General features: G+C 34.2%; 21 protein-coding genes. 11 read left to right on the top strand and 10 right to left on the bottom strand.

All coding sequences use genetic code 11. The annotated features are described in order from the left end of the window. The first annotated feature begins 12 nt into the window (after nucleotides 1-12). Together KZH69_RS06060 and KZH69_RS06055 are read left to right on the top strand one after the other, a co-directional pair. Entirely contained in the window at nucleotides 13-1935 is a 1923-nt protein-coding gene (locus KZH69_RS06060) for a DEAD/DEAH box helicase (protein ID WP_219316555.1), read from the top strand. Nucleotides 1936-2024: 89 nt separating this feature from the next. Next, complete coding sequence (locus KZH69_RS06055) at nucleotides 2025-2792, top strand: carboxypeptidase-like regulatory domain-containing protein (protein WP_219316554.1); 768 nt, start codon at nucleotides 2025-2027, stop codon at nucleotides 2790-2792. 252 nt (nucleotides 2793-3044) lie between these two features. Here KZH69_RS06055 and KZH69_RS06050 read toward each other — a convergent pair whose 3' ends face one another. Both KZH69_RS06050 and KZH69_RS06045 read right to left on the bottom strand, forming a co-directional pair. After that, nucleotides 3045-3224: a hypothetical protein gene (locus tag KZH69_RS06050; protein ID WP_219316553.1), complete on the bottom strand. Its 180-nt coding sequence runs from the start codon at nucleotides 3222-3224 to the stop codon at nucleotides 3045-3047. A 656-nt stretch (nucleotides 3225-3880) separates the two neighbouring features. Further along, nucleotides 3881-4546, bottom strand: coding sequence for a TrmH family RNA methyltransferase (locus tag KZH69_RS06045; protein WP_219316552.1), 666 nt, complete (start codon nucleotides 4544-4546; stop codon nucleotides 3881-3883). Between the two features lie 65 nt (nucleotides 4547-4611). On the opposite strand from KZH69_RS06045, the gene KZH69_RS06040 reads away from it, so the two are divergent. Continuing rightward, complete coding sequence (locus KZH69_RS06040; RefSeq protein ID WP_219316551.1) at nucleotides 4612-5304, top strand: SIR2 family NAD-dependent protein deacylase; 693 nt, start codon at nucleotides 4612-4614, stop codon at nucleotides 5302-5304. Here the strand turns inward: KZH69_RS06040 and KZH69_RS06035 are convergent. Then, the gene (locus KZH69_RS06035; protein ID WP_219316550.1) at nucleotides 5294-6256 is read right to left on the bottom strand and encodes an ion channel; all 963 of its coding nucleotides are present in this window, start codon (nucleotides 6254-6256) and stop codon (nucleotides 5294-5296) included. The two genes, KZH69_RS06040 and KZH69_RS06035, sit on opposite strands and share 11 nt — an antisense overlap. A gap of 192 nt (nucleotides 6257-6448) precedes the next feature. Between KZH69_RS06035 and KZH69_RS06030 the strand changes: the two genes are divergently transcribed. The 5 genes from KZH69_RS06030 to KZH69_RS06010 all read left to right on the top strand — a co-directional run bounded on the left by KZH69_RS06030 (nucleotide 6449) and on the right by KZH69_RS06010 (nucleotide 12197). After that, nucleotides 6449-8362, top strand: coding sequence for an SPFH domain-containing protein (locus tag KZH69_RS06030; RefSeq protein WP_219316549.1), 1914 nt, complete (start codon nucleotides 6449-6451; stop codon nucleotides 8360-8362). A 238-nt stretch (nucleotides 8363-8600) separates the two neighbouring features. Next, nucleotides 8601-9344 (top strand): hypothetical protein, encoded by a 744-nt coding sequence (locus tag KZH69_RS06025; RefSeq protein WP_219316548.1) that lies wholly within the window; start codon nucleotides 8601-8603, stop codon nucleotides 9342-9344. Between the two features lie 159 nt (nucleotides 9345-9503). Further along, nucleotides 9504-10778 (top strand): peptidase T, encoded by a 1275-nt coding sequence (gene pepT / locus KZH69_RS06020; protein ID WP_219316547.1) that lies wholly within the window; start codon nucleotides 9504-9506, stop codon nucleotides 10776-10778. 12 nt (nucleotides 10779-10790) lie between these two features. Beyond that, entirely contained in the window at nucleotides 10791-10973 is a 183-nt protein-coding gene (locus KZH69_RS20440; protein WP_255557651.1) for a DUF1801 domain-containing protein, read from the top strand. Between the two features lie 651 nt (nucleotides 10974-11624). Next, a complete protein-coding gene (locus tag KZH69_RS06010) occupies nucleotides 11625-12197 on the top strand; it encodes a hypothetical protein (protein ID WP_219316546.1) in 573 nt (190 codons plus the stop codon). Nucleotides 12198-12263: 66 nt separating this feature from the next. Here the strand turns inward: KZH69_RS06010 and yajC are convergent, their stop codons facing one another. From yajC to KZH69_RS05995, 3 genes are all read right to left on the bottom strand, one after another. After that, a complete protein-coding gene (yajC, locus tag KZH69_RS06005; RefSeq protein WP_219316545.1) occupies nucleotides 12264-12539 on the bottom strand; it encodes a preprotein translocase subunit YajC in 276 nt (91 codons plus the stop codon). Between the two features lie 100 nt (nucleotides 12540-12639). Then, nucleotides 12640-13551 (bottom strand): transcription antitermination factor NusB, encoded by a 912-nt coding sequence (nusB, locus tag KZH69_RS06000; RefSeq protein ID WP_219316671.1) that lies wholly within the window; start codon nucleotides 13549-13551, stop codon nucleotides 12640-12642. Between the two features lie 221 nt (nucleotides 13552-13772). Beyond that, nucleotides 13773-14876: a Glu/Leu/Phe/Val family dehydrogenase gene (locus KZH69_RS05995; protein ID WP_219316544.1), complete on the bottom strand. Its 1104-nt coding sequence runs from the start codon at nucleotides 14874-14876 to the stop codon at nucleotides 13773-13775. 201 nt (nucleotides 14877-15077) lie between these two features. Here KZH69_RS05995 and KZH69_RS05990 point away from each other — a divergent pair, with 201 nt between their 5' ends. Both KZH69_RS05990 and KZH69_RS05985 read left to right on the top strand, forming a co-directional pair. Further along, nucleotides 15078-16838, top strand: coding sequence for an ABC transporter ATP-binding protein (locus tag KZH69_RS05990; protein WP_219316543.1), 1761 nt, complete (start codon nucleotides 15078-15080; stop codon nucleotides 16836-16838). Nucleotides 16839-16905: 67 nt separating this feature from the next. After that, the gene (locus KZH69_RS05985) at nucleotides 16906-17286 is read left to right on the top strand and encodes a PUR family DNA/RNA-binding protein (protein ID WP_219316542.1); all 381 of its coding nucleotides are present in this window, start codon (nucleotides 16906-16908) and stop codon (nucleotides 17284-17286) included. Nucleotides 17287-17370: 84 nt separating this feature from the next. Here KZH69_RS05985 and KZH69_RS05980 read toward each other — a convergent pair whose 3' ends face one another. The 4 genes from KZH69_RS05980 to KZH69_RS05965 all read right to left on the bottom strand — a co-directional run bounded on the left by KZH69_RS05980 (nucleotide 17371) and on the right by KZH69_RS05965 (nucleotide 21344). Further along, nucleotides 17371-18489, bottom strand: a complete 1119-nt coding sequence (locus KZH69_RS05980) for a GTP cyclohydrolase (protein ID WP_219316541.1) — start codon at nucleotides 18487-18489, stop codon at nucleotides 17371-17373. 24 nt (nucleotides 18490-18513) lie between these two features. Next, nucleotides 18514-19464, bottom strand: coding sequence for a transporter (locus KZH69_RS05975; protein WP_219316540.1), 951 nt, complete (start codon nucleotides 19462-19464; stop codon nucleotides 18514-18516). A gap of 140 nt (nucleotides 19465-19604) precedes the next feature. Next, entirely contained in the window at nucleotides 19605-20186 is a 582-nt protein-coding gene (locus KZH69_RS05970; RefSeq protein ID WP_219316539.1) for a non-canonical purine NTP diphosphatase, read from the bottom strand. Between the two features lie 354 nt (nucleotides 20187-20540). Further along, nucleotides 20541-21344 carry an NYN domain-containing protein gene (locus tag KZH69_RS05965; RefSeq protein WP_219316538.1) on the bottom strand — a complete coding sequence of 268 codons (804 nt, stop codon included), beginning with the start codon at nucleotides 21342-21344 and terminating at the stop codon, nucleotides 20541-20543. Between the two features lie 129 nt (nucleotides 21345-21473). On the opposite strand from KZH69_RS05965, the gene KZH69_RS05960 reads away from it, so the two are divergent. Further along, entirely contained in the window at nucleotides 21474-21695 is a 222-nt protein-coding gene (locus KZH69_RS05960) for a hypothetical protein (RefSeq protein WP_219316537.1), read from the top strand. Nucleotides 21696-21734 lie beyond the last annotated feature (39 nt).

Below are 21734 nucleotides of genomic sequence, written 5' to 3'. Positions count from 1 at the left end.
TTAAAAATATATATGAATAAATTTGAACAATTAGGATTGAGTGAATCGTTACTGAAGGCGATTTTAGATCTAGGATTTGAGAATCCGACCGAAGTACAGGAGAAAGCGATTCCCCTATTATTGGAAAAAGACACAGATTTAGTTGCGTTGGCTCAGACAGGGACAGGGAAAACGGCAGCATTTGGTTTTCCAGTTATTCAGAAAATTGATGCCAACAATAGAAATACACAGGCGTTAATTTTATCTCCAACACGCGAATTGTGTTTGCAGATTACCAACGAACTTAAAAACTACTCTAAATACGAAAAAGGTATTAATGTGGTAGCGGTTTACGGTGGGGCTAGCATTACAGAACAAGCGAGAGACATTAAAAGAGGCGCACAAATTATAGTAGCGACTCCGGGTAGAATGCAAGATATGATTAACAGAGGATTGGTAAACATCTCTCAGATCAATTATTGCATCCTTGACGAAGCAGACGAAATGTTGAACATGGGATTTTACGAAGATATCGTAAACATCCTTTCTACTACGCCTGATGAAAAAAGCACATGGTTGTTTTCTGCAACTATGCCTGCTGAAGTGGCACGAATTGGAAAACAATTCATGACGGATCCTATTGAAATTACAGTAGGTACAAAAAATTCTGGTTCAGCTACCGTATCACACGAATTTTACCTAGTAAATGCCCGTGATCGTTACGAAGCTTTGAAAAGATTAGCAGATTGTAACCCTGATATTTTCTCAGTAGTTTTCTGTAGAACAAAACGTGATACCCAAGCGGTTGCCGAAAAATTAATCGAAGATGGATACAGCGCCGCTGCCTTACACGGAGATTTATCTCAAGCGCAACGTGATGGTGTTATGAAATCTTTTAGAGGAAGACAAATACAAATGCTAGTTGCGACTGACGTTGCAGCTCGTGGAATTGACGTTGATAATATTACTCACGTAGTAAATTACCAACTTCCTGACGAAATCGAAACGTACAATCACCGTTCAGGTCGTACAGGTCGTGCTGGTAAATTAGGAACTTCTATCGTAATCGTTACAAAAAGTGAATTGCGTAAGATTTCTTCTATCGAAAGAATCATCAAGCAAAAATTCGAAGAAAAAACAATCCCTTCTGGAATTGAAATCTGCGAAATTCAATTACTGCACTTAGCAAATAAGATTAAAGACACTGAAGTTGATCATGAAATTGACAACTACTTACCAGCAATTAACAATGTTCTTGAAGGTTTAACAAAAGAAGAATTGATCAAGAAAATGGTATCAGTAGAATTTAATCGTTTTATTGCTTACTACAAGAAAAACAGAGATATCTCTAATCAATCTTCTGGATCAGAAAGACGTGACCGTGACGATAGAGACGGTGCTCCAAGAGAAAACAACAATGGCGGTGCTACAAGATACTTTGTAAACATTGGTTCTAGAGACAATTTCGATTGGATGTCGTTAAAAGACTATTTGAAAGAAACATTGGACTTAGGTCGTGATGACGTTTTCAAAGTAGATGTAAAAGAAGGTTTCTCTTTCTTTAACACAGATCCAGAACATACGGACAAAGTTATGGAAGTATTAAACAACGTACAATTAGAAGGACGTCGTATCAATGTTGAAATTTCTAAAAACGACGGTGGCGGAAGACGTGATCATAACGGAAGAAGCTCTGGTGGTGGATTTGGTGGTGGAAGAAGTTCTGCTCCAAGAAGAGAAGGAAGTTTTGCCCCAAGAAGAGAAGGATCAGGCGGATTTAGAAGCGACAGAGGTTCTGCTCCTAGAGAAGGTGGTTTCGGACCAAGAAGCGCATCGGCTCCAAGAACAGGTGGCTTTTCAGAAAGAGCTCCAAGAGAAGGTTCATCTGACAGAGCTCCAAGACGTTCTGAAAGCTTTGGTGATTCACCAAGACCAAGAAGACCAAGAAGAGACTAACAATTCAGTTTGTTAATTTTCTTATAATTATACTGGAACTACAAAATATTTAATCCTGTTTTACTACTTTTAAAGTTTTAAATCAGTTTATGAAATATTTTGTAGTTTTTTTATTTTTAGTTACCTCCATAAGTTCAGTTGCTCAAACCACTGGAACCCCAACAAAAATCTCTGGTACCATTATCAGCGACAATACCGGTACTCCTTTAGCGAATGTTAACATCATCAATATCAATCAAGTTACAGGAACCACCACAGATAATAAAGGATACTTTGAACTAGCAGTAACCCAAAGCGACACCTTACATATTACCTTACTTGGCTTTCAATCCTTGCGTGTTCGCGTGACCAATGACTGGATTAAAAACAAAAAAACCACCATCCAACTTACCCAAAAAGCAATCCCTCTAAACGAAGTAGTCATTAGTCCTTATTATTTAACGGGCTACCTCGAAATCGATTCTAAATTAATTCCAATAAAAGAGGACTACCGCTATAGCATTTCTGGCTTAGGTCAAGGTTATGAAGCTGGACAATACTCCCCCGATGCTTTTGGAAAAGTATTAGGATCCATCTTCAACCCCGCCGATATGCTTTATAATTTCTTTGGAAAAAGGCCACAGCAGCTCAAAAAACTAAGGGAAATGCGAAAGGACGACACTGTAAGAAACCTTATGGAAACCAGATACGACAGAGAAACTATTTCATTATTATTGGGTGTTTCCCAAGATGAAATTGCCGAAATATTGACCCGTTGCAGCTACTCCGAAGCTTTTATCAAATCCGCAAACGACCTTCAAATCATGGATGCCATAAGCGGTTGCTACGAACAATACAAAATCTTGAAGAAAAAATAAAAAACAATTACTCTTATATTTGGGCGTGCCACCATAAAAAAAGGGACCTACTCACCGTTACGCTGGAGTTGGTCCCTTTTCTTTATGCTGTCGGGCTATCCGCGCTACTTCGGTAGCTTGCTTCAAATGAAATTCACTGAACTACTATGAAAATAAATGTATAGTGAAGTAATCCCTCACGTACCTAAACCAAGAACTTTATTTTGAATATTCTCCATAAGTGTTCTACAGCGTTTTTAGAAACATTAAAAATCAATCTTTTTTATGTTGTTGTTCAATGTGGCTTTGATTACCGTTAATCCTAGCATCTCCGTCATTCATACCGTTTGACATTCCAACCATAAGTGCAGTAATAACTAGAATAAATTTTCTTTTTGCCCAAAGAATAGGCAGTTTAGATTTCTCCAAACGTGTTTTGTTAGGCTTATACATTTTGTAAATGATAAATGATTATACATTTTTCTTAACATCTTACGCATTGAATTGCATAAATATCTAGAAAAATTAGTTTTCTAGACTATGTATAAACTTTTATATAAGCTTCTCGAAGTAACCACCTCACTTATAAAGATGGATTGATATGCAATTGAACTTACTTCTTGATAAAGTAGTGTTCTTGTTTTTAAAAGAACCGGAATTTGAAAACTATGAATATCCTGAAATTCAAGGCAAGCAAATAAAATTGGAGACGAAGCCTTTTTGGACGAATTTACCTCACCGAACACATATAATTCGGAATCTTTATTAATTGATTCACTTCTGAGAATTACGCTCGAAAATTGATAATAATCTACCGAATTGGATTGAGAATATAAATCACAATCATTAACCATCAGGCCAAAAACCAGAAAGAGAGAAATCAGATATTTAAAATATTTTTTCAATTTATTTAATTCGAATTGTCAATTTTGGAAAAACTGGAAACTTATCGCTTAGTATTGTTTCCTTAACAAAAATACAAATAAAACTGACAATACCAGCCCTAAAATTTCAATGCAAAACTAAAACGCACTTCAAACTAAAACAGTTTTATAAGTTTTAGAATTTGTAATTGCCCTTGAAATTGAATTTACATTTGAAATAGAATTTTAATTTTGCGGATTCTCTTCATAATATCTTGCTTCAATCCGCTTTATATCCTTAATCGACTTCTTGGCCCAATCCAACCGTTTCACTAGAATTTCTTCTTCCGTCAATTGCCAATCAATATCTGAATCACGTAATCGATTCGTTAGATTCTGAATAATAATCGACGCCGAAACCGAGATATTCAAACTCTCCGTAAAACCCACCATCGGAATTTTAAGAAAACCATCCGCTCTCCTGAGAATTTCTTCTGACAATCCATCTCTTTCAGTTCCAAAAAACAACGCACTTGGTATCGAAATATCAAAATCCTCCAGCAAACAGTCATTCTCGTGTGGTGTGGTGGCAATAATTTGATAGCCTTTATTTTTTAAAGTATCAATACAATTGATAACACTGTCGTAAGTCGAAATATCAACCCATTTTTGTGCGCCCATCGCAATTTCTTTATCAATATTTTTACCGTAACGCTCCTCGATAACGTGCAATTCCTGAATGCCAAAAACCTCGCAACTGCGCATCACCGCACTGGCATTATGCATCTGAAAAACATCTTCAACCGCAATGGTGAAATGTTTCGTCCTGTCTTTCAATACTTTCAAAAATTTTTCTCTACGGTTATCAGTTAAAATATTTTCCAAAAAATCTAGATAATCAGTATCAATCATTGCACATTCTTTTTTTGGCAAAAATACTAAAAAAGAGTAGTTTTATACTCTAATGCAATTTATAGATGAAAAAGAAATTAGTAGTTCTTACCGGAGCTGGAATTAGTGCAGAAAGCGGTATCAAAACATTCCGTGACAGTGATGGATTATGGGAAGGTCATAATGTAATGGATGTCGCCACTCCCGAAGGCTGGCGAAAAAACCCTACGTTGGTTCTTGATTTTTACAACAAAAGACGTCAGCAATTAAAACAAGTACAACCCAATATTGGACATCAAATTTTAGCCGAATTAGAAAACAATTTTGACGTTTACATCATCACCCAAAATGTGGATGATTTACACGAACGCGCAGGAAGTTCGAATGTAACTCATTTGCATGGTGAACTATTAAAAGTACGTAGTTCCAAAAATGAAAACTATATCTTGGACTGGCAAGATGACTTAAATTTTGGAGATGTTGATCAACAAGGAAATCAACTTCGACCTCATATAGTATGGTTTGGCGAACAAGTACCTGCTTTGGAAGAAGCAATAGAAATAACAGAACAAGCGGATTATTTCGCAGTCATTGGCACTTCTCTCCAAGTTTATCCTGCAGCAGGTCTAATTGATTTTACAAAAAAACAAACTTCCATTTATTATATCGATCCAAAACCAATTCAAATACCAAATCTAAGGAATCCACTCGTGGTTATTCCGAATATCGCTTCTGAAGGAGTGCGTATTTTAAAAGAAAAATTAAAAACTAATCCATAGCAACTTTATCAAAGGCACTTAACAAACCTAAGTCCAAGACAGTACTTTGGTGATTTTCACTTTGGGAATACATTGCTTTAAATTTAGCTCCGTAAACAACTTCATTAAAAGTATAAGAAGTACGAGTCGCAACGGTAGTACTGAACATATCATCAAATGTTTTAATAATAACAATAATTTCACCCAAAATCGACTCATAATCAGCAGCTGACAATTCCCACAAAGGGCTTTCACTCGTTATTGGATGAACTAATGTCCAGCTTAGCGCCAATGAATTTATTCTTTGATATTCTAAATCCAAAGTGTAAAACTTATTTGTCATAACCCCATTCTCTTCAATTCGCATTCCGAGAGTTACATTCACTTCGGCATCAATATAATTAGTGTTTTTATAAGGAGCTAGCCTAAACATAAACGCTTTCCCATCATTAAAAGGCGCAATGATGGCATGGTGAGAAAATTTCAAGAAAATAGAAGGCTTACTGAATCTTCCAAAAAATAAACCAGTAGCAATAGCAAAACTCAACAAACCCATCAATGCCTCGGCAGAAGATAACGCACTTGTATAAAAACCTGTTGGACTGATATGTCCATAACCGACTGTGGTAAAAGTTTGAGCACTAAAAAAATACGCTTGTCCAAACTGTACCCATTCATTATCTGTCGTTTGGATACCGTTAAGATGCTCAATTCCAATGCCAAAATAAAGTAAAGCAAACACAAAATTGATGGTAATATAAAACAACAAAAGAATTGAAAGAAATTTCCAAGAAGACATATCCAACATGGTATGATACCAACTGATTCTATCCAGAAATCCAATCCCTTTTTTAACCGCATTCACTGATCCATCTTTATTAATGAATCGCCCTCCATAACTGGATGCACTGGCACCAAATCCTGTATTAATAAGGGATTTTGCTTTTAAATTCAATCGATTAAACAACGCCATATACTAATTCCTAATTAAGTGCAAATTAGATAATAAATTCCACTTAACAATAACATGAATTCGAATTTGATTATGTTTAAAAACTAAAGAAAAGAATCCAAAATTTAATCCAAAAAAAGCAAAAAATAGTTCCAAATAAGAATCAAACTACGAGAAAAATAAATTATGTTTGTAATCTAAACCTTAACCAACATGCTATTTTTTCTTACCTATTGGTGGATATTCTTAATTGTTTTATCCTTCCTTTTTTACAAATTTGTTTTACGTGTTTTCTTTGGAATGGTTATCGTTCCAGAAAATAAAATCGGGTTAGTTACCAAAAAATTCGTTCTGTTTGGTACTGATAAATCGTTGCCGGATGGCAGAATAATCGCCACCAAAGGCGAAGCAGGATACCAAGCCAAAACACTTGCCCCTGGATTGTATTGGGCGATGTGGCCTTGGCAATATGCTATAGACATGGCTTCATTTACTATCATTCCAGAAGGAAATATTGGATTGTTATTGAGTAAAGATGGCGCCGAAATCCCAACAGGTCGCATTCTTGCTCAAAAAGTAAGTTCAGATAATTTCCAGGACGCTACAATGTTTTTAGATAATGGTGGTCAAAAAGGAAGACAATCAGCCTTTGTAACTACAGGATCCTATAGAATTAACACTCATTTATTTGAAGTGGTTATTTCCCCACAAATTGTTATCTCCGAAAACATGGTCGGGATTGTAACCGCAATGGATGGAGAGCCAATTCCAATTGGACAAATTGCGGGTAAATTTGTAGAAGGGCACAATAATTTTCAAGATTTTGACCAATTCCTAAAAAAAGGAGGAAACCGTGGATTACAACCTCAAGTAATGCTTGCCGGTTCGTATTACATTAACTCATGGGCCATTCAAATTGAACAAACCCCTATGACCGACGTGCCTATTGGTTATGTTGGCGTTGTAATTTCCTATATTGGTGAAGATGGACAGGATGTCACCGGCGATACCTTCAAGCATGGAAATATAGTTTCAAAAGGACAACGAGGTGTTTGGATGGAACCTTTTGGACCTGGGAAATACGCTCTCAATAAATACACTACAAAACTAGAACCTGTTCCTACAACTAACTTAGTATTAAATTGGGCCGATGCAAGAAGTGAATCACATAATCTAGATCAAAACCTATCAACCATTACGGTACGTTCCAAAGATGGTTTCCCTTTTAATCTGGATGTATCCCAAATCATCCACGTACCTGCTAATGAAGCACCTAAAGTGATTGCCCGTTTTGGAAGCATGAATAATTTAGTTTCGCAAGTTCTGGAGCCTACCATTGGAAATTACTTTAGAAACTCAGCTCAGGAAAGTGATGTAATTTCGTTTCTTTCCACGAGAAAAGAACGCCAGGAATCAGCCAAAAATCATATCAAAGTTGTTTTGGACGAATATAATGTCAATGCTGTCGATACCCTAATTGGGGATATAGTTCCGCCTGAATCGTTAATGAAAACGCTGACCGATAGAAAAATTGCCGAAGAAGAGCAAAAAACCTATCAAACCCAAAAAATGGCGCAAGAACAACGTCAAGGAATGGAAAAAGAAACAGCAATTGCCGATATGCAAAAAGAAATTGTTAAAGCGTCACAAAGCGTAGAAATTGCACAAAGAACTGCCGATGCGACCGTTAAAAAAGCTGAAGGAGATGCAACAAGTTTGAAACTAAATGTAAATGCAGAAGCTGAAGCAACTAAAATGCGCGCCAATGCAGAAGCCGAAGCAACTAAAGCAAGAGCCGGAGCACAAGCCGAAGCAACCAAACTTACTGCTAGTGCTGAAGCTGAAAGAATCTCTAAAACAGGTCTAGCTGAAGCTGAGAAAATCATGGCTATTGGAAAATCAACTGCCGAAGCGTATCAACTGCAAGTTTCAGCAATGGGTGGTGACAACTTTACTAAATACAAAATCACCGAAGAAATAGGAAAAGGAAAAATCAAAGTCATTCCAGACGTACTTATATCCGGAAGCAACGGTACTGATGGATCCATGAGTGGTTTATTAGGACTAAAACTTATGGAAATGATGGATACCAATAAAAGCAAAGAAAATTCTAAAAAAGGAGAATAAATCTCATTTCCTTTTTATCAAAAATCTGCCGTAACTGGCAGATTTTTTTTTACTTTCAAGAGCACTTATCGCATTAATATAGACTAATCAAATTTTTAACTAAAAACATTTAAAATCACAAAAAACACATCTTAACAAAAAATAAAAATTTTTTTAACAAAAAAGTTAAAAAAATGAAAAAAAAGTTATATTTGTCTTTCTTAAACTAAACCAAAATCTAACCAAATACCACTAAATCATGAATTTAAAACTACCATTTGCAATTGTACTTCTTGTAATTTCTCAAAATTTCTTTGCCCAAGAAGCCAAAAATGAAACAGTCAATTCTGAAAGCTCTACAGCTACAACAGCAGCTCCAATTGATTTTAAAAAGCAAATGCAAGATCTAAAGGATCAAGAAAAAGCGTATTTAGCAAAAATCGAAGCCGAAAAAAAAGCAATAGCCGAAGCCAAAGTAGCCGAAGAAAAAGCTGCTAAAGCAAAAGCCGAAGCTGACAAAAAAGCAGCAGAGCAAGCTAAAATAACAGCAGCAAAAGAAGCAGCAATAGCTGCCAAGGTAAAAGCAGAAGCGGAAGCTAAAGGTGCTGCTGAAGCTAAAGAAGCTGCAAAAACAGCAGCTATCGAAGCAAAAGCAAAAGCTGAAGCTGAAGAAAAAGTTGCAAAAGAAGAAGCCATAGCTACTAAAGCAAAAGCTGAAGCTGATAAAAAAGCTGCTGAAGAGGCTGAAAAAATATCCAAAGAAAAAATAGCTGCTTACCAAAAAGAAGCCGAAAAAGCTAAAGAAGCGCAAGACAAGTTAACGAGAGACGTTGAGAAACTTAAAAAAGAAAAAGCCGAAGCTGACGCAAAACTTGCTGAATCAGCAAAATTAGCATTGCAAAAATCAACAATGTTAGATGAGCAAATCGCAAAAGCAACAGCCGAAGCAGAAAAAAAAGCTGCTGCTGAAGCAAAAATAGCAGCAGAAAAAGCAACCAAATAAAACTAATCCCCCAATAAATAAACCAAACCAAATCCTAACCGTTTTAAATAAAAAAATCTGTCGAAAGGCAGATTTTTTTATTTAAAGACATTTACAACAAGTCCATGAAAAAGCAACAACCTCTTTTTTAAAAATGTTTATCTTTACCCAAAAAAGACCATGCAACATATAATAGATCGCTTTATAAGTTATGTAACCATAGATACCGAATCAGACGCAAGCTCGCAAACTACACCTAGTACAGCAAAACAATGGGATTTAGCCAATAAACTAGTCGAAGAATTAAAAACCATAGGATTACAAGACGTTATCATTGATGACAAAGCATACATTATGGCAACATTACCAAGCAACGTAGATCATGAAGTCCCTACAATTGGCTTTATTTCACACTTTGATACCACTCCAGATTTTACGGGAGCCCATGTAAAACCACAAATTATTCCTAATTATGACGGTAAAGACATCATCCTGAATGCAGAACAAAATATTATTTTATCCCCTAACTATTTTAAAGATTTATTACAATACAAAGGACAAACCTTAATCACTACAGACGGAACAACACTATTAGGAGCCGATGACAAGGCGGGTATTACCGAAATTGTAACAGCTATGGAATTCCTAATCAACAATCCCGACATCAAACACGGAAAAATCAGAATTGGTTTTACTCCCGATGAAGAAATTGGTCGTGGTGCCCATCATTTTGACGTAGAAAAATTCGCAGCCGATTGGGCTTATACCATGGACGGAAGTCAAGTAGGAGAATTAGAATATGAAAATTTTAACGCTGCTGGAGCCAAAATTACTTTTAAAGGAAAAAGTGTTCATCCAGGTTATGCAAAAGGAAAAATGATCAATTCTCTGCTTATCGCCAACGATTTTATCAATGAACTCCCAAAAGATGAAACTCCTCAAGACACAAGAGGTTACGAAGGTTTTTTCCATGTACACCATCTAACCGGTAGTATTGAAGAAACAACTTTGGAATTAATCATTCGCGATCACAACAAGAAAAAATTCGAAAAACGAAAAGATTTAATCGGCAAAATCACTAAAAAATTCAATAAGCAATTTGCCAAACAATTTGGAGAAGATATTGTTATTACAGAGGTAAAAGATCAATATTACAATATGAAAGAAAAGGTTCTTCCTGTAAAACATATCGTAGACATTGCTGAAAGTGCCATGAAAGAACTAGGAATTAAACCCCTTATAAAACCTATTAGAGGCGGAACCGATGGTTGTCAATTATCTTACAAAGGCTTGCCATGTCCTAATATTTTTGCTGGAGGCCATAATTTTCACGGAAAATATGAATATGTACCAGTAGAAAGCATGCAAAAAGCAGTAAATGTAATTGTAAGAATTGCCGAATTGACTGCCAAGGGTAACTATTTAAAAAAAGAAGCTACACCAAAAAGTAGATAACCCACCTTCTACATGAACAAAGTCAATCATTGGGACACTGGATTGGATATTTTAAAAGCAATAATAACTAAAACCAACCTGGGTGAAACTACCAAATGTGGCATTTGTGTTTTTACACTGAATAATAAAAATGTGATTGGCGTTGGAGGATTCAAAAATTTCTTTACTCTATTGTTTTTCAATGGAGTGTTTTAAAAAGACGAAAAAAAACATTTGGCCAATGCTAATTAAGGAGTAGCCAGATCATTACGAAAATGCCGTTTTACATCCGCAGAAAAAATCAATGAAACGGAAATCCTAGCCTACATAAAGGAAGCTATCGAAAATGAAAAACAGAGAACAATAATTAAACCCGAAAAATCAAAAGGGACAATTATAATCCCAACTATTCTGCAAAATGAACTGAATAACAACAGCAACATGAAAGAAGCTTTTTAAGAATTAAGTCCATATAAACAAAAGGAATTCATAGATAGTGAAACCGCAAAACGACAAGAAACAAAACTTTCCAGAATTGAAAAGATAAAACCAATGATTTTAGACAACATCGGTTTGAATGGCAAATACAGGTAAATCCGTAAATTTAAAATTCTAATAAAAACTCAAATCCCAAATTCCAACCGTACCGGAATTTGGGATTTTTTCATCCAAATACTGCGCTTTTCATTCTCAAGAATCCCGTATCTATTTAAAAATCAGCAAAACCTTAACATTGCTGCATAAAATAATTCATTATATTTGTTAATATAAATCTAACAATTTAATAACATTGAAAGATTTACGAAAGACGCCCCCTTGTTTTTCTATATTGTCAATACAATAAACAACATATTAATAATTACAATTATGATAGAAAAAAAAGACGAAAAGGTAATTCCAGAAAAAGCAGTAAATCCAGATGCTATAAAAAGTGAAGTTATCAAGCCTGCCGTTGTAAAACCGACTGCGGTAAAAGCCCCCATTGTTAAACCAACTCCTTTAAAATCAGCAACTTCAAAACCAGCAGCTTCAAAACCAACAGTTACAAGAGCTACTGCTGCTACAAAGTCAACTGTTTCAAAATCCAGTGCGACCAGAACAACAACAAGACCTAGCAGAGCCAAAGTTACTGCCCCTACAACTGGAGTCGTAAAAAGTGACGCTAAAGACCCAAAAATAGAAGAAATTAATACTGCAAAAGATTTAACAGTTTCTGAAGAGGGAGAAAAAAATAAAAAGAAGAAAAAAAACAAATCAAAGATGAAAGAAAAAGAAAAAGAAAAAGCCAAAAAAGCGAAAGCAAAAGAAAAAGCGAAAGCAAAAGCGAAAAAGGCTAAGAAAGCAAAAAAAGACAAAGCAAAAAAAGCAAAGGTAAAAGCTAAAGCAAAAGAGAAAAAAGCTAAGGCTAAAGCTAAAAAAGCTAAAAAAAACAAAAAATAGCCTAATAAAAAAATCCCAAATTCCTTAACTATTGGAATTTGGGATTTTAATTTTTATAACTTCTAACTATGCTTTTTTATTCAAAGTAGCACTAAATTCCATAGAAATAGAAGAACGTTCCATTTTTAATTTACCTGCCATAGTTTCAATAATTACTGTAGAATCACCTAGTTCAGCAATTTTTCCGTGAATACCACTTTTAGTAATTATTTTATCTCCTACTTTTAATGTGCTTTCAAATTCTCTTTCGTTTTTAGCTCTTTTTTGCTGTGGTCTGATCATAAAGAAATAAATGACTACAAACATTAATACAAACGGTAAAAACTGTTGCAATTGTCCCATAATTTAAATTTTAGTTTTTGTTAATTATCTTTTTGTTTTATTGTGAAATTTAGATTTAATTCTTTTTTAAAAATTTGAAATTCATTTTTCCAAATGGCTTTTACATCAATCCTCTTCCAATCTTAATAATCCTCTTGTTCTCTTCAAGTTCTTTAACCAAATTATCTAATATACCATTGATAAAAATACTACTTTTTGGAGTTGAATATTCTTTGGCCAATTCCAAATATTCATTCAACGTTACTTTTACAGGAATAGAAGGAAATTTCAAGAATTCGCAAATAGCCATTTTAAGGATGATCGTATCAATTTCGGCAATTCGATCACTATCCCAATTTGGCGTTTTATCGACATATTCTTTTGCCAATTCTGTCTCGTTTAAAACTGTTTTTCTAAACAAATCCTTGACATAAGCCTTATCTTCATTGTCTTTGTACAATTTTGGAACTCTAAAATTATCGTCCTCACCTTGCTTTATAGCCTTTAATTGCTTAATAACATGAGTGTTTACTAAAGGAATATCATCAATCCAGGTCAATTTATCGTCTTCTAAATACTCATATAATTTTTCATTAGGAACAATTACATCAGTAAATATATTAACAACAAAATCTTTATCTTCCTCAAAAGTATTTACTGTATTACTCATATATTTAGCATACAAATCACTTTCTTTTATAGCATTAAGCAATAGGATAATATAATCATCGTTTAATGTCCAATTGTTAATCGAACGATTTTCTAAAGCGATACTAAGGGAATTGTTTTCGGCAAGAATTTGAAAAATACTATTTTTGATAAATTTTTCATTTGGGTTACGTTCTTCTTTGGTCGCCAAATGCTTTTGACTTGACAAATGCAAAAAAACCGTCTCTTTTTTGCAAATTTCTATTAGCGAAGAAACCATAATTAGGTATAAATCTTGGATGGCATCAATACTATGAAAAAGGAACTTTTCTTCTTTTTCTAGATTATCAGAACCATTTTGGTGCATTGCATAAATGGATTGCATGACTTTAACGCGAATGTGTCTTCTATTTACCACCTTATAAGAACTTTTTAAATTAGTTTGCAAAACTAAGAATTCCATCGCTTAAATGAAAATTTATAGCTGCTTTATTTGATATAGTTTTCAGTACCTATCTCAGGTTTTAACGGATACAAAATAAAAGCCCCAGTTTGCAGTCCCAAAATGAGAATGTAAACTGAGACTTTAATATTAAAAATTAGAAACTATTTAGCGTTTTCTATTTTTCTTAAATCAATGCGATTTTGAGCAATAGTCAATGCCGCTTGATGAGTTGTAATCCCATTTGCAACAGCGTATTCAAAAATCTCCAATGTTGTATTGAAAATATTCTCGGTTTTACGCATAATTTCTGCTTTGTCATAATGAGCCAATTCAGCATAAACATTAATGATTCCACCAGCATTTATCAAGAAATCAGGAGCATAAAGAATCCCTCTTTCCTGCAAAAGCAAACCATGTGTATTCTCATTTGCTAATTGATTATTCGCAGCACCTGCAATCACTTTTGCTTTGATTTTATTCACGGTAACATCATTAATTGTTGCTCCCATGGCGCAAGGGGCGTAAATATCGACATCAGCACTATACAAATCGTCACCTGTAAATACTTCTGCGTTATATTTTGCCGCTACTTGGTATAATTTTTCCTCATTGATATCAGCTATAAAAACCTGAGCTCCTTCTTTTGTCAAATACTCAACCAAAGTTTCACCTACGTGGCCAATACCTTGAACCAATACTTTTTTACCTTCTAATTTATCCGAACCAAATTGTTGTTTTGCGGCTGCTTTCATTCCCATATACACTCCAAAAGCAGTAATAGGAGAAGGATTACCTGCTCCACCTCTTTCTTCAGAGATTCCGGTAACATAAGGAGTCACATCTCTTACCAAATCCATATCAGATGTTTCCATTCCTACATCTTCAGCCGTAATATATCTTCCACTTAAAGAATGAACAAATTCTCCAAATTTACGCATCAATTCAGGAGTTTTTTGGGTTTTGGCATCACCCATAATAACTGCTTTTCCCCCACCAATATTCAATCCTGTAATGGCAGCTTTATAAGTCATCCCTCTGGAAAGGCGCAAAACGTCATTCAAAGCTTCCCATTCGTTAGCATAATTAAACATACGAGTTCCCCCCAATGCTGGCCCCATAACCGAATTATGAATACCAATAATTGCTTTTAAACCTGTATCTTTGTCGTTACAAAAAACAATTTGCTCGTGATCATTAAAAGACAATTGTCCAAAAACCGGATCCATTTTTTGAAGTTCTTTCCCAGTGGTAACAGTAGCATTCATAGTACTATTTTATTTAGTTAAAAATTACGAATTTATCAAAAAGACATTCCAAACATACATAAAAAATAAATATACCATATTAAATTTATCAAAAAATAAAAATTCAATAATAAAACACGATGAAAGAATTTTTAAAATAATTGTTAAAATTTAAACATTAAACAAAAAACAAAATCAATTCAATACCGAATCCTCAGAAACATGAAAGAATTACGCTATTTAAACAAATATTTCATTAAGTACAAATACAGCTTTTTACTTGGCATAATCATCACCATAATCGCACAAATATTTTCTCTGTTTACCCCTAAATTGATCAGCAAATCATTTAATGAAATTGAAGCATTTTCAAAAAGTAAAGCTTTAGACACCAGCATTATAAGTCAGCAATTAATTTCGAATATTCTCTTGATTATTGCCACAACCATAATAGCAGGATTTCTAACTTTCCTGATGAGACAAACACTAATCGTTATGTCGCGTCACATAGAATTTGATTTAAAAAACGAAGTCTTTCGTCAATACGAAAATCTTTCCCAAAACTTTTACAAACAAAATCGAACTGGTGATTTAATGAATCGCATCAGCGAGGATGTTTCGAAAGTTAGAATGTATGTTGGTCCAGCTGTTATGTACACTATTAACACCTTTATTCGTTTTTCCATTGTAATTGGTTATATGTACAATGTGTCTCCACGTCTTACATTATACACGATATTACCATTACCTGTTTTATCGTATTGTATTTTTAAATTGAGTTCTGAAATCAACAAAAGGTCAACTACATTCCAACAGTTTTTATCCAAAGTTTCCAGTTATACCCAAGAAGTTTTCTCTGGAATTCGAGTTGTAAAAGCGTACTCATTGGAAAATCAAAACCAAGCCATAATCACCGATTTGGCCAACGAAAGCAAAAGTAAAAGTTTAAGTTTAGCCAAAGTACAATCGCTTTTCGGACCACTGATGATTGCTTTGATTGGAGTCAGCAACTTAGTGGTAATTTATTTTGGAGGTCTAATGTACATTCACGGAACCATCAAAAGCATTGGAACCATTGCCGAATTTATTTTATATGTCAACATGCTTACTTGGCCTGTGGCTTCTTTAGGATGGGTTTCCTCTATGGTTCAAGAAGCCGAAGCTTCACAAAAAAGACTCAATGAGTTCTTGAAAATAGTACCTGAAATACAAAACAAGAATACCAATAGATCAAAAATAGAAGGAAGTATTTCGTTTGACAATGTGAGTTACACTTATGAAGACACTCACATCAAAGCGCTTCAAAGTGTAACTTTCACAGTAAATAAAGGGGAAACTTTGGCTATTTTAGGAAAAACGGGCTCTGGAAAATCGACTATTATTTCTTTAATCTCAAGACTATATGACATTAACAACGGCCAAATTTTGATTGACAATAAAGAAATAAGTCAACTCAACTTATTTGATTTAAGAAACAGCATTGGTGTCGTCCCACAAGATGCCTTTTTATTCTCGGATAGCATCAAGAATAACATCAAGTTTGGAAAAGAAGACGCTACTGATTCAGAAGTTGAAGCTGCCGCAAAAAGTGCAGTCGTTCACGACAACATCATTGGCTTCAACAAAGGATATGATACTATTTTAGGAGAAAGAGGAATAACACTTTCCGGAGGTCAAAAACAAAGGGTTTCGATAGCAAGAGCGATTATAAAAAATCCAGCTATTTTACTTTTTGACGATTGTTTATCTGCTGTAGACACCGAAACCGAGGAAGCAATTCTGAATAATCTTTATGAAATATGCAAGAATAAAACCACTATAATTGTAAGTCATAGGGTTTCTTCAGCAAAAAATGCCGATAAAATTATCATTCTTGAAGACGGTAAAATAATTGAACAAGGCACTCATAATCAATTAATAAACCAAGAAGGATATTATGCAGCGCTTTATTTAAAGCAACTTTCAGAAAAAGAATTGCTCTAATTGTTGTATAATACATATATTTTTAAGATTTTTGATTGCTATTAAATAAAAAAATGACGATAAGATTATGAGAGAAAATGATATGTTAGAAAAAGAAGAAATATTTTCAAAAGTTTTAAGAGCTGGAAGAAGAACCTATTTCTTTGACGTAAGAGCTACCAAAGCTGATGATTATTATATTACGATTACCGAAAGTAAAAAATTCACTGAAGAAGATGGATCTTTTCATTTTAAAAAACATAAAATCTACTTGTATAAGGAAGATTTTACAGCGTTCTCAGAAATTTTAGAAGAAATGACTTCTTACGTTTTAAACCACAAAGGAGAAGAAGTAATTTCTGAAAGACACCAAAAAGATTTCAAAAAAGAATATGCTTTAGATAAAAACAGTGAAGACATTATCCCTAGCACCTCCAGTTTTACCGATATCGAATTTGACGATATTTAAAATAAGATTAAGATAAAAAACAAAAAACCGACAAAGGAAACTCTGTCGGTTTTGTTATTTAAAACGGAAATCTAAGTATTTATTTTAAAGTTCTTTTCTAAACGTTTTTCTTCGGCAATGGATCACTGGATTAAAATTTTTCCAAATCAATTGAATAGCAATATTGTCGGACAATTCAGGAGTTCTGAAACAGTTTTCAATTCCTTTCTCAGTAAAAGTCTTGTGGTATTCACTAAAAATTACTGCAGTCACCCCTTTGTTTTGATACTCTGGATGTACTCCGATAAGGTAAAAAACGACATCCTTACTATTACGTCTTGCGTTTAATAAATGAAGAAATCCAAAAGGGAATAATTTACCATTGGCTTTTTGAAGCGCTTTCGAAAAGCTAGGCATCACAATTGCAAAAGCTACAAGATTTCCATCCTTGTCCTCCACATATTTTATGTATTCTGGGTTTATAAAGCTGATGTATTTTTTCTTGAAATACTCTTTTTGAACATCAGATATCGCTACAAACGAAGACAAACTAGCATAGGATTCATTAAACAAATCAAACATTTTATCGACATACGGCATTACCGCTTTGGTCGATTTAAAATTGATTGGCTTGAGTTGGTATCTTTTTTTGACCAATTCATTTATTTTTTCAAAAAATTCTGGTTTTGCATTTGCAAAAGGGAATTTATTTTCGACATACTCTTTCTCGGTTACGTAACCTAATTCTTCAAAATGGTTAGCATAATAAGGATGATTGTACCAAGTTATCATCGTTCCCAGCTCGTCAAAACCTTCGGTTAAAACACCTACTTTGTCCAGATTCGAGAATCCCATTGGCCCTTCTACATATTCCAGATTATTCTTTTGTCCCAATTCATATACTTTTTCAAGTAAAGCCTTGGTAACTTCAATATCGTCAATAACATCAAACCAACCAAAACGAACTTTCTTTTTCTGTTGATGATTAACCTCATCCCAGTTGATAATTGTTGCAATTCTACCTACAATCTGATTGTTTTTGTAAGCAACATAAAAATTGGCTTCGGCGCTATTAAAAGCTGGATTTTTGGTTTTATCAAATGTTTCCAATTCATCGGCAATTATGGGTGGAACCCAATATGGATTGTCTTTGTATAATGAAAAAGGGAATCTTATAAACTCGATTAACTCGTTTTTAGTTTTGGCTTCTTGAATGGTAATCATTGTTGTATTTATGGGGAGTTGCTATTACTTCTTTGTTTTTTTAAACCCTTTTTTACTTTTGGTTTTTTTTGCTATTTTTTCGGCAGCTTCTTCTTCTTTTGTCAAAAGATGCACCTCTTTGTATCGTCCATCATATCGCCATGAAATTCCGACACCTCCATAAAGAACCGAAGGAGTATCTTTAAAATTAGTACTTATGGAAGCATCAACCTGCATATTTCTGTTAATCAAATAAGCTGCTCCACCTCTAACGATGGCATCACTGTAAAAATCGCTTTTTATTCCTTGGTTTTCAACAAAAGCAGACCATTTTTTATTAATCCCTTTGGTCAAAGTTAAGATATAACTTAAACTAGGATAATCTGTCGTGATGTAATTGGAAATGATATTGGTTACAAAAACCCAAGAACCGTCACCTAAATGGTTTTGCAAAATAACAGCCACTTTTGGAGAGATTGCTGATTCAGGAGAAAAATAAAATGGATTATCAGCTCCTGTAAAATTGGCTCCTGCAAAAACAGCAACTGCAGGAATTACTTGATGCCAATTGAATTTATGGTTGGCCTTCCAACTGTATAGATTCACTTCTTTTTTATATCCTTTATTTGGATCATAAATCAAATATTTAGCTCCCAAAACAGATTGCTTAAAATCGGCTCTTTCATCAACTTGCATAGGATACGTAAAAGTCTCATTTACATATTGAACATCTGCGATGAACTCTAAATTTTCAAGAAAAGCACCATATCTAACTTCCATATCAATCCCAAAACCATTGGCATCATACTTTGACAAACTATGACTTTCTTGAATACCAAACACCCCTGTCTCAATTTGCAAAACTGTTTTTCCAACTGCAAAAGCCGACATGGATTCGCCCGGTCTATTCGAATTAATCTCATCTGTGTGTTGTCCATAATGAATTGTTGGAATTAAAAAAAAAGAAATTGCAATTAAAGTTTTGACATTGAACATAATGAATTATTTGAGTGAAAAGTTATAACGCATTTCAAATGTACTATATTTTATTGTAACTATCATTTGGTTAAAAATTTCTTCAGAATATTCATTTTAAAAAAATACCCCCAGCTTTTATTCAATATTCCAAACAGATTTTATCGCGAAATTTGGTCCAAAAAATCAATCAATTCTCGAGTCGCTTTTCCTCTGTGACTTATAGTGTTTTTGGTTTCTAAGGAAAGTTGGGCAAAGGTTTCCTGATAGCCTTCGGGTCTAAAGATGGGATCATAACCAAAACCTTGATTGCCATTTTTTTTCAAAGTGATTTCGCCACGGGCAATTCCGGTAAAAAGATATTGCTTTCCTTTCAAGTTTAAAGTAATTACGGTTTTAAATTGAGCATTCCTATTCGCTGAATTTTCTAAATTTAGAAGCAATTTATCCATATTGTCTTCAGTAGACTTTTGTTCACCCGCATATCGAGCTGAGAAAACTCCAGGCTCACCATTCAGTGACTCTACTTCAAGTCCAGTATCATCCGCAAAGCAATCATAGCCGTATTTCTCGGTCACATAATTGGCCTTCATAATAGCGTTTCCCTCAATCGTATCTGCGGTTTCAGGAATTTCTTCATAACATCCGATACTCTGCAAACTAATGATTTCAATGCTTTGGGGGAGCAGACTTTGTATTTCTTTGATTTTATTTTTGTTATTGGTGGCGAAAACAATTTTCATTTGTTGGTGTTTTTTAGTATCCAAGAGTGCAAATATATTGGTTTACCACGCTCTAATAAACAACTGATTCAATTAATAATTTAAGAATTAAGAAAGAATTGTTTTTTCGGATAAAATAAGAGGCGTTAAAATAAAGTTAAAATACTGAATATAAATATTTTAACTAAAATAAATTGTAACTTTGAATGTAGTTTTGATTAATTACTTGAGGTATAATATCACAACTGTTACAGTATTAGAAAAAGCATCTCAATAGTCAGCTATACCGAATTTAAGTATAAGCTAGATAATGATAAATCAGAACTTACAAATTGGAGAGCCTTGAAAAGCTCTCCTTTTTTTTGTGGGTTATTTTTAAGTGTAACGCAATCTTACATACACATGTTTGATTCCTTTTTTATCGGAATCTCTTTCGTCTATTTCTAAAATATCGGTTAGCGATTTGAGCATAGGTGTAAGTTTATTGAAACCGTAACTTCTTGGGTCAAACTCTGGTTTTTTCTTCACGATTAGATTCCCTACATCCCCTAAGAAAGCCCAACCGTCATCGTCTCCAATGGCATCGATGGTATCTTCTATCAGTTCGATGGTTTTATTGTCGATTTTAATGGCAGTCTCTTTTTCGGGAATTTCTTTTTCAGAAGTTTTCTTAATGCCTTTAGTCTCAACTGAAGAAGCTGAAGCCATTTGTTTAGGCTTTTTCTTTTTGATTGCTCCTTCCAAGACCTCAATAAAAATAAATCGGTCACAGGAAACAATAAAGGGATTCGGTGTTTTTTTCTCGCCCATACCAATAACTTTCATTCCCGACTCTCGCAATCGAATAGCCAGCCTGGTAAAATCGCTGTCACTGGAAACAATACAAAAACCATCCACTTTATCAGAATACAGTAAATCCATCGCATCGATAATCAAGGCTGAATCGGAAGAATTTTTACCAACTGTGTAACTATATTGCTGAATAGGTGTAATGGCGTGTTCTAGTAAAACCGATTTCCAACCGTTTGCATTGGGTTTTGTCCAATCGGCATAAATACGCTTGGTGGTTGGAGTTCCGTATTTGGCGATTTCCTCCATCATTCCTTTTACATTGCTGTAGGGAACATTGTCGGCATCAATAAGTACGGCAAGTTTTAGTTCTTTTGTATTTTGGGACATACCTAATTTAAATTTTAGATTGCAGATTTTAGACTTCAGATTTTAGATTTTCAAATTGATATTGCAATTGTTATTGCCATTTCTATTATACCTAATTCAAATATACGTGTTTTTATTGAAAAAAAATGGTTGATTACCGCATTAGCCCTGATGGAAATGGAAAGTCTCAACGGAATAAACCTATTTTTTCTTGTGGCGCAAGAGCGACTGGAAGAAGCTCCTTACGGCACAATAGAAAAAAAAGTTTATGACGGAGAGCTTGTAATGCACAGCAGGAAAAAGCTCCTCCTCCTCGACTTGGCTCAGAATGACGGCTTTGCTATTTATAATGGTTTGGTTTTAGAAAAATAAATATACTTTCAAGGTGCTAATACATTATAAATATTTATT

This window comes from Flavobacterium taihuense (genome assembly GCF_019351435.1).
GTDB classification, from domain to species: Bacteria; Bacteroidota; Bacteroidia; order Flavobacteriales; family Flavobacteriaceae; genus Flavobacterium; species Flavobacterium taihuense.
The sequence above is the reverse complement of the archived record's forward strand: the minus strand, read 5'-3'. Positions and strand labels throughout refer to the sequence as shown.

Excerpts from the sequence above, each read along its gene's own strand:
- KZH69_RS06060 (WP_219316555.1), top strand. The coding sequence starts at position 13 with ATGAATAAATTTGAACAATTAGGATTGAGTGAATCGTTACTGAAGGCG.
- KZH69_RS06055 (WP_219316554.1), top strand. The coding sequence starts at position 2,025 with ATGAAATATTTTGTAGTTTTTTTATTTTTAGTTACCTCCATAAGTTCA.
- KZH69_RS06050 (WP_219316553.1), bottom strand. The coding sequence starts at position 3,224 with ATGTATAAGCCTAACAAAACACGTTTGGAGAAATCTAAACTGCCTATT.
- KZH69_RS06045 (WP_219316552.1), bottom strand. The coding sequence starts at position 4,546 with ATGATTGATACTGATTATCTAGATTTTTTGGAAAATATTTTAACTGAT.
- KZH69_RS06040 (WP_219316551.1), top strand. The coding sequence starts at position 4,612 with ATGAAAAAGAAATTAGTAGTTCTTACCGGAGCTGGAATTAGTGCAGAA.
- KZH69_RS06035 (WP_219316550.1), bottom strand. The coding sequence starts at position 6,256 with ATGGCGTTGTTTAATCGATTGAATTTAAAAGCAAAATCCCTTATTAAT.
- KZH69_RS06030 (WP_219316549.1), top strand. The coding sequence starts at position 6,449 with ATGCTATTTTTTCTTACCTATTGGTGGATATTCTTAATTGTTTTATCC.
- KZH69_RS06025 (WP_219316548.1), top strand. The coding sequence starts at position 8,601 with ATGAATTTAAAACTACCATTTGCAATTGTACTTCTTGTAATTTCTCAA.
- pepT (WP_219316547.1), top strand. The coding sequence starts at position 9,504 with ATGCAACATATAATAGATCGCTTTATAAGTTATGTAACCATAGATACC.
- KZH69_RS20440 (WP_255557651.1), top strand. The coding sequence starts at position 10,791 with ATGAACAAAGTCAATCATTGGGACACTGGATTGGATATTTTAAAAGCA.
- KZH69_RS06010 (WP_219316546.1), top strand. The coding sequence starts at position 11,625 with ATGATAGAAAAAAAAGACGAAAAGGTAATTCCAGAAAAAGCAGTAAAT.
- yajC (WP_219316545.1), bottom strand. The coding sequence starts at position 12,539 with ATGGGACAATTGCAACAGTTTTTACCGTTTGTATTAATGTTTGTAGTC.
- nusB (WP_219316671.1), bottom strand. The coding sequence starts at position 13,551 with ATGCAATCCATTTATGCAATGCACCAAAATGGTTCTGATAATCTAGAA.
- KZH69_RS05995 (WP_219316544.1), bottom strand. The coding sequence starts at position 14,876 with ATGAATGCTACTGTTACCACTGGGAAAGAACTTCAAAAAATGGATCCG.
- KZH69_RS05990 (WP_219316543.1), top strand. The coding sequence starts at position 15,078 with ATGAAAGAATTACGCTATTTAAACAAATATTTCATTAAGTACAAATAC.
- KZH69_RS05985 (WP_219316542.1), top strand. The coding sequence starts at position 16,906 with ATGAGAGAAAATGATATGTTAGAAAAAGAAGAAATATTTTCAAAAGTT.
- KZH69_RS05980 (WP_219316541.1), bottom strand. The coding sequence starts at position 18,489 with ATGATTACCATTCAAGAAGCCAAAACTAAAAACGAGTTAATCGAGTTT.
- KZH69_RS05975 (WP_219316540.1), bottom strand. The coding sequence starts at position 19,464 with ATGTTCAATGTCAAAACTTTAATTGCAATTTCTTTTTTTTTAATTCCA.
- KZH69_RS05970 (WP_219316539.1), bottom strand. The coding sequence starts at position 20,186 with ATGAAAATTGTTTTCGCCACCAATAACAAAAATAAAATCAAAGAAATA.
- KZH69_RS05965 (WP_219316538.1), bottom strand. The coding sequence starts at position 21,344 with ATGTCCCAAAATACAAAAGAACTAAAACTTGCCGTACTTATTGATGCC.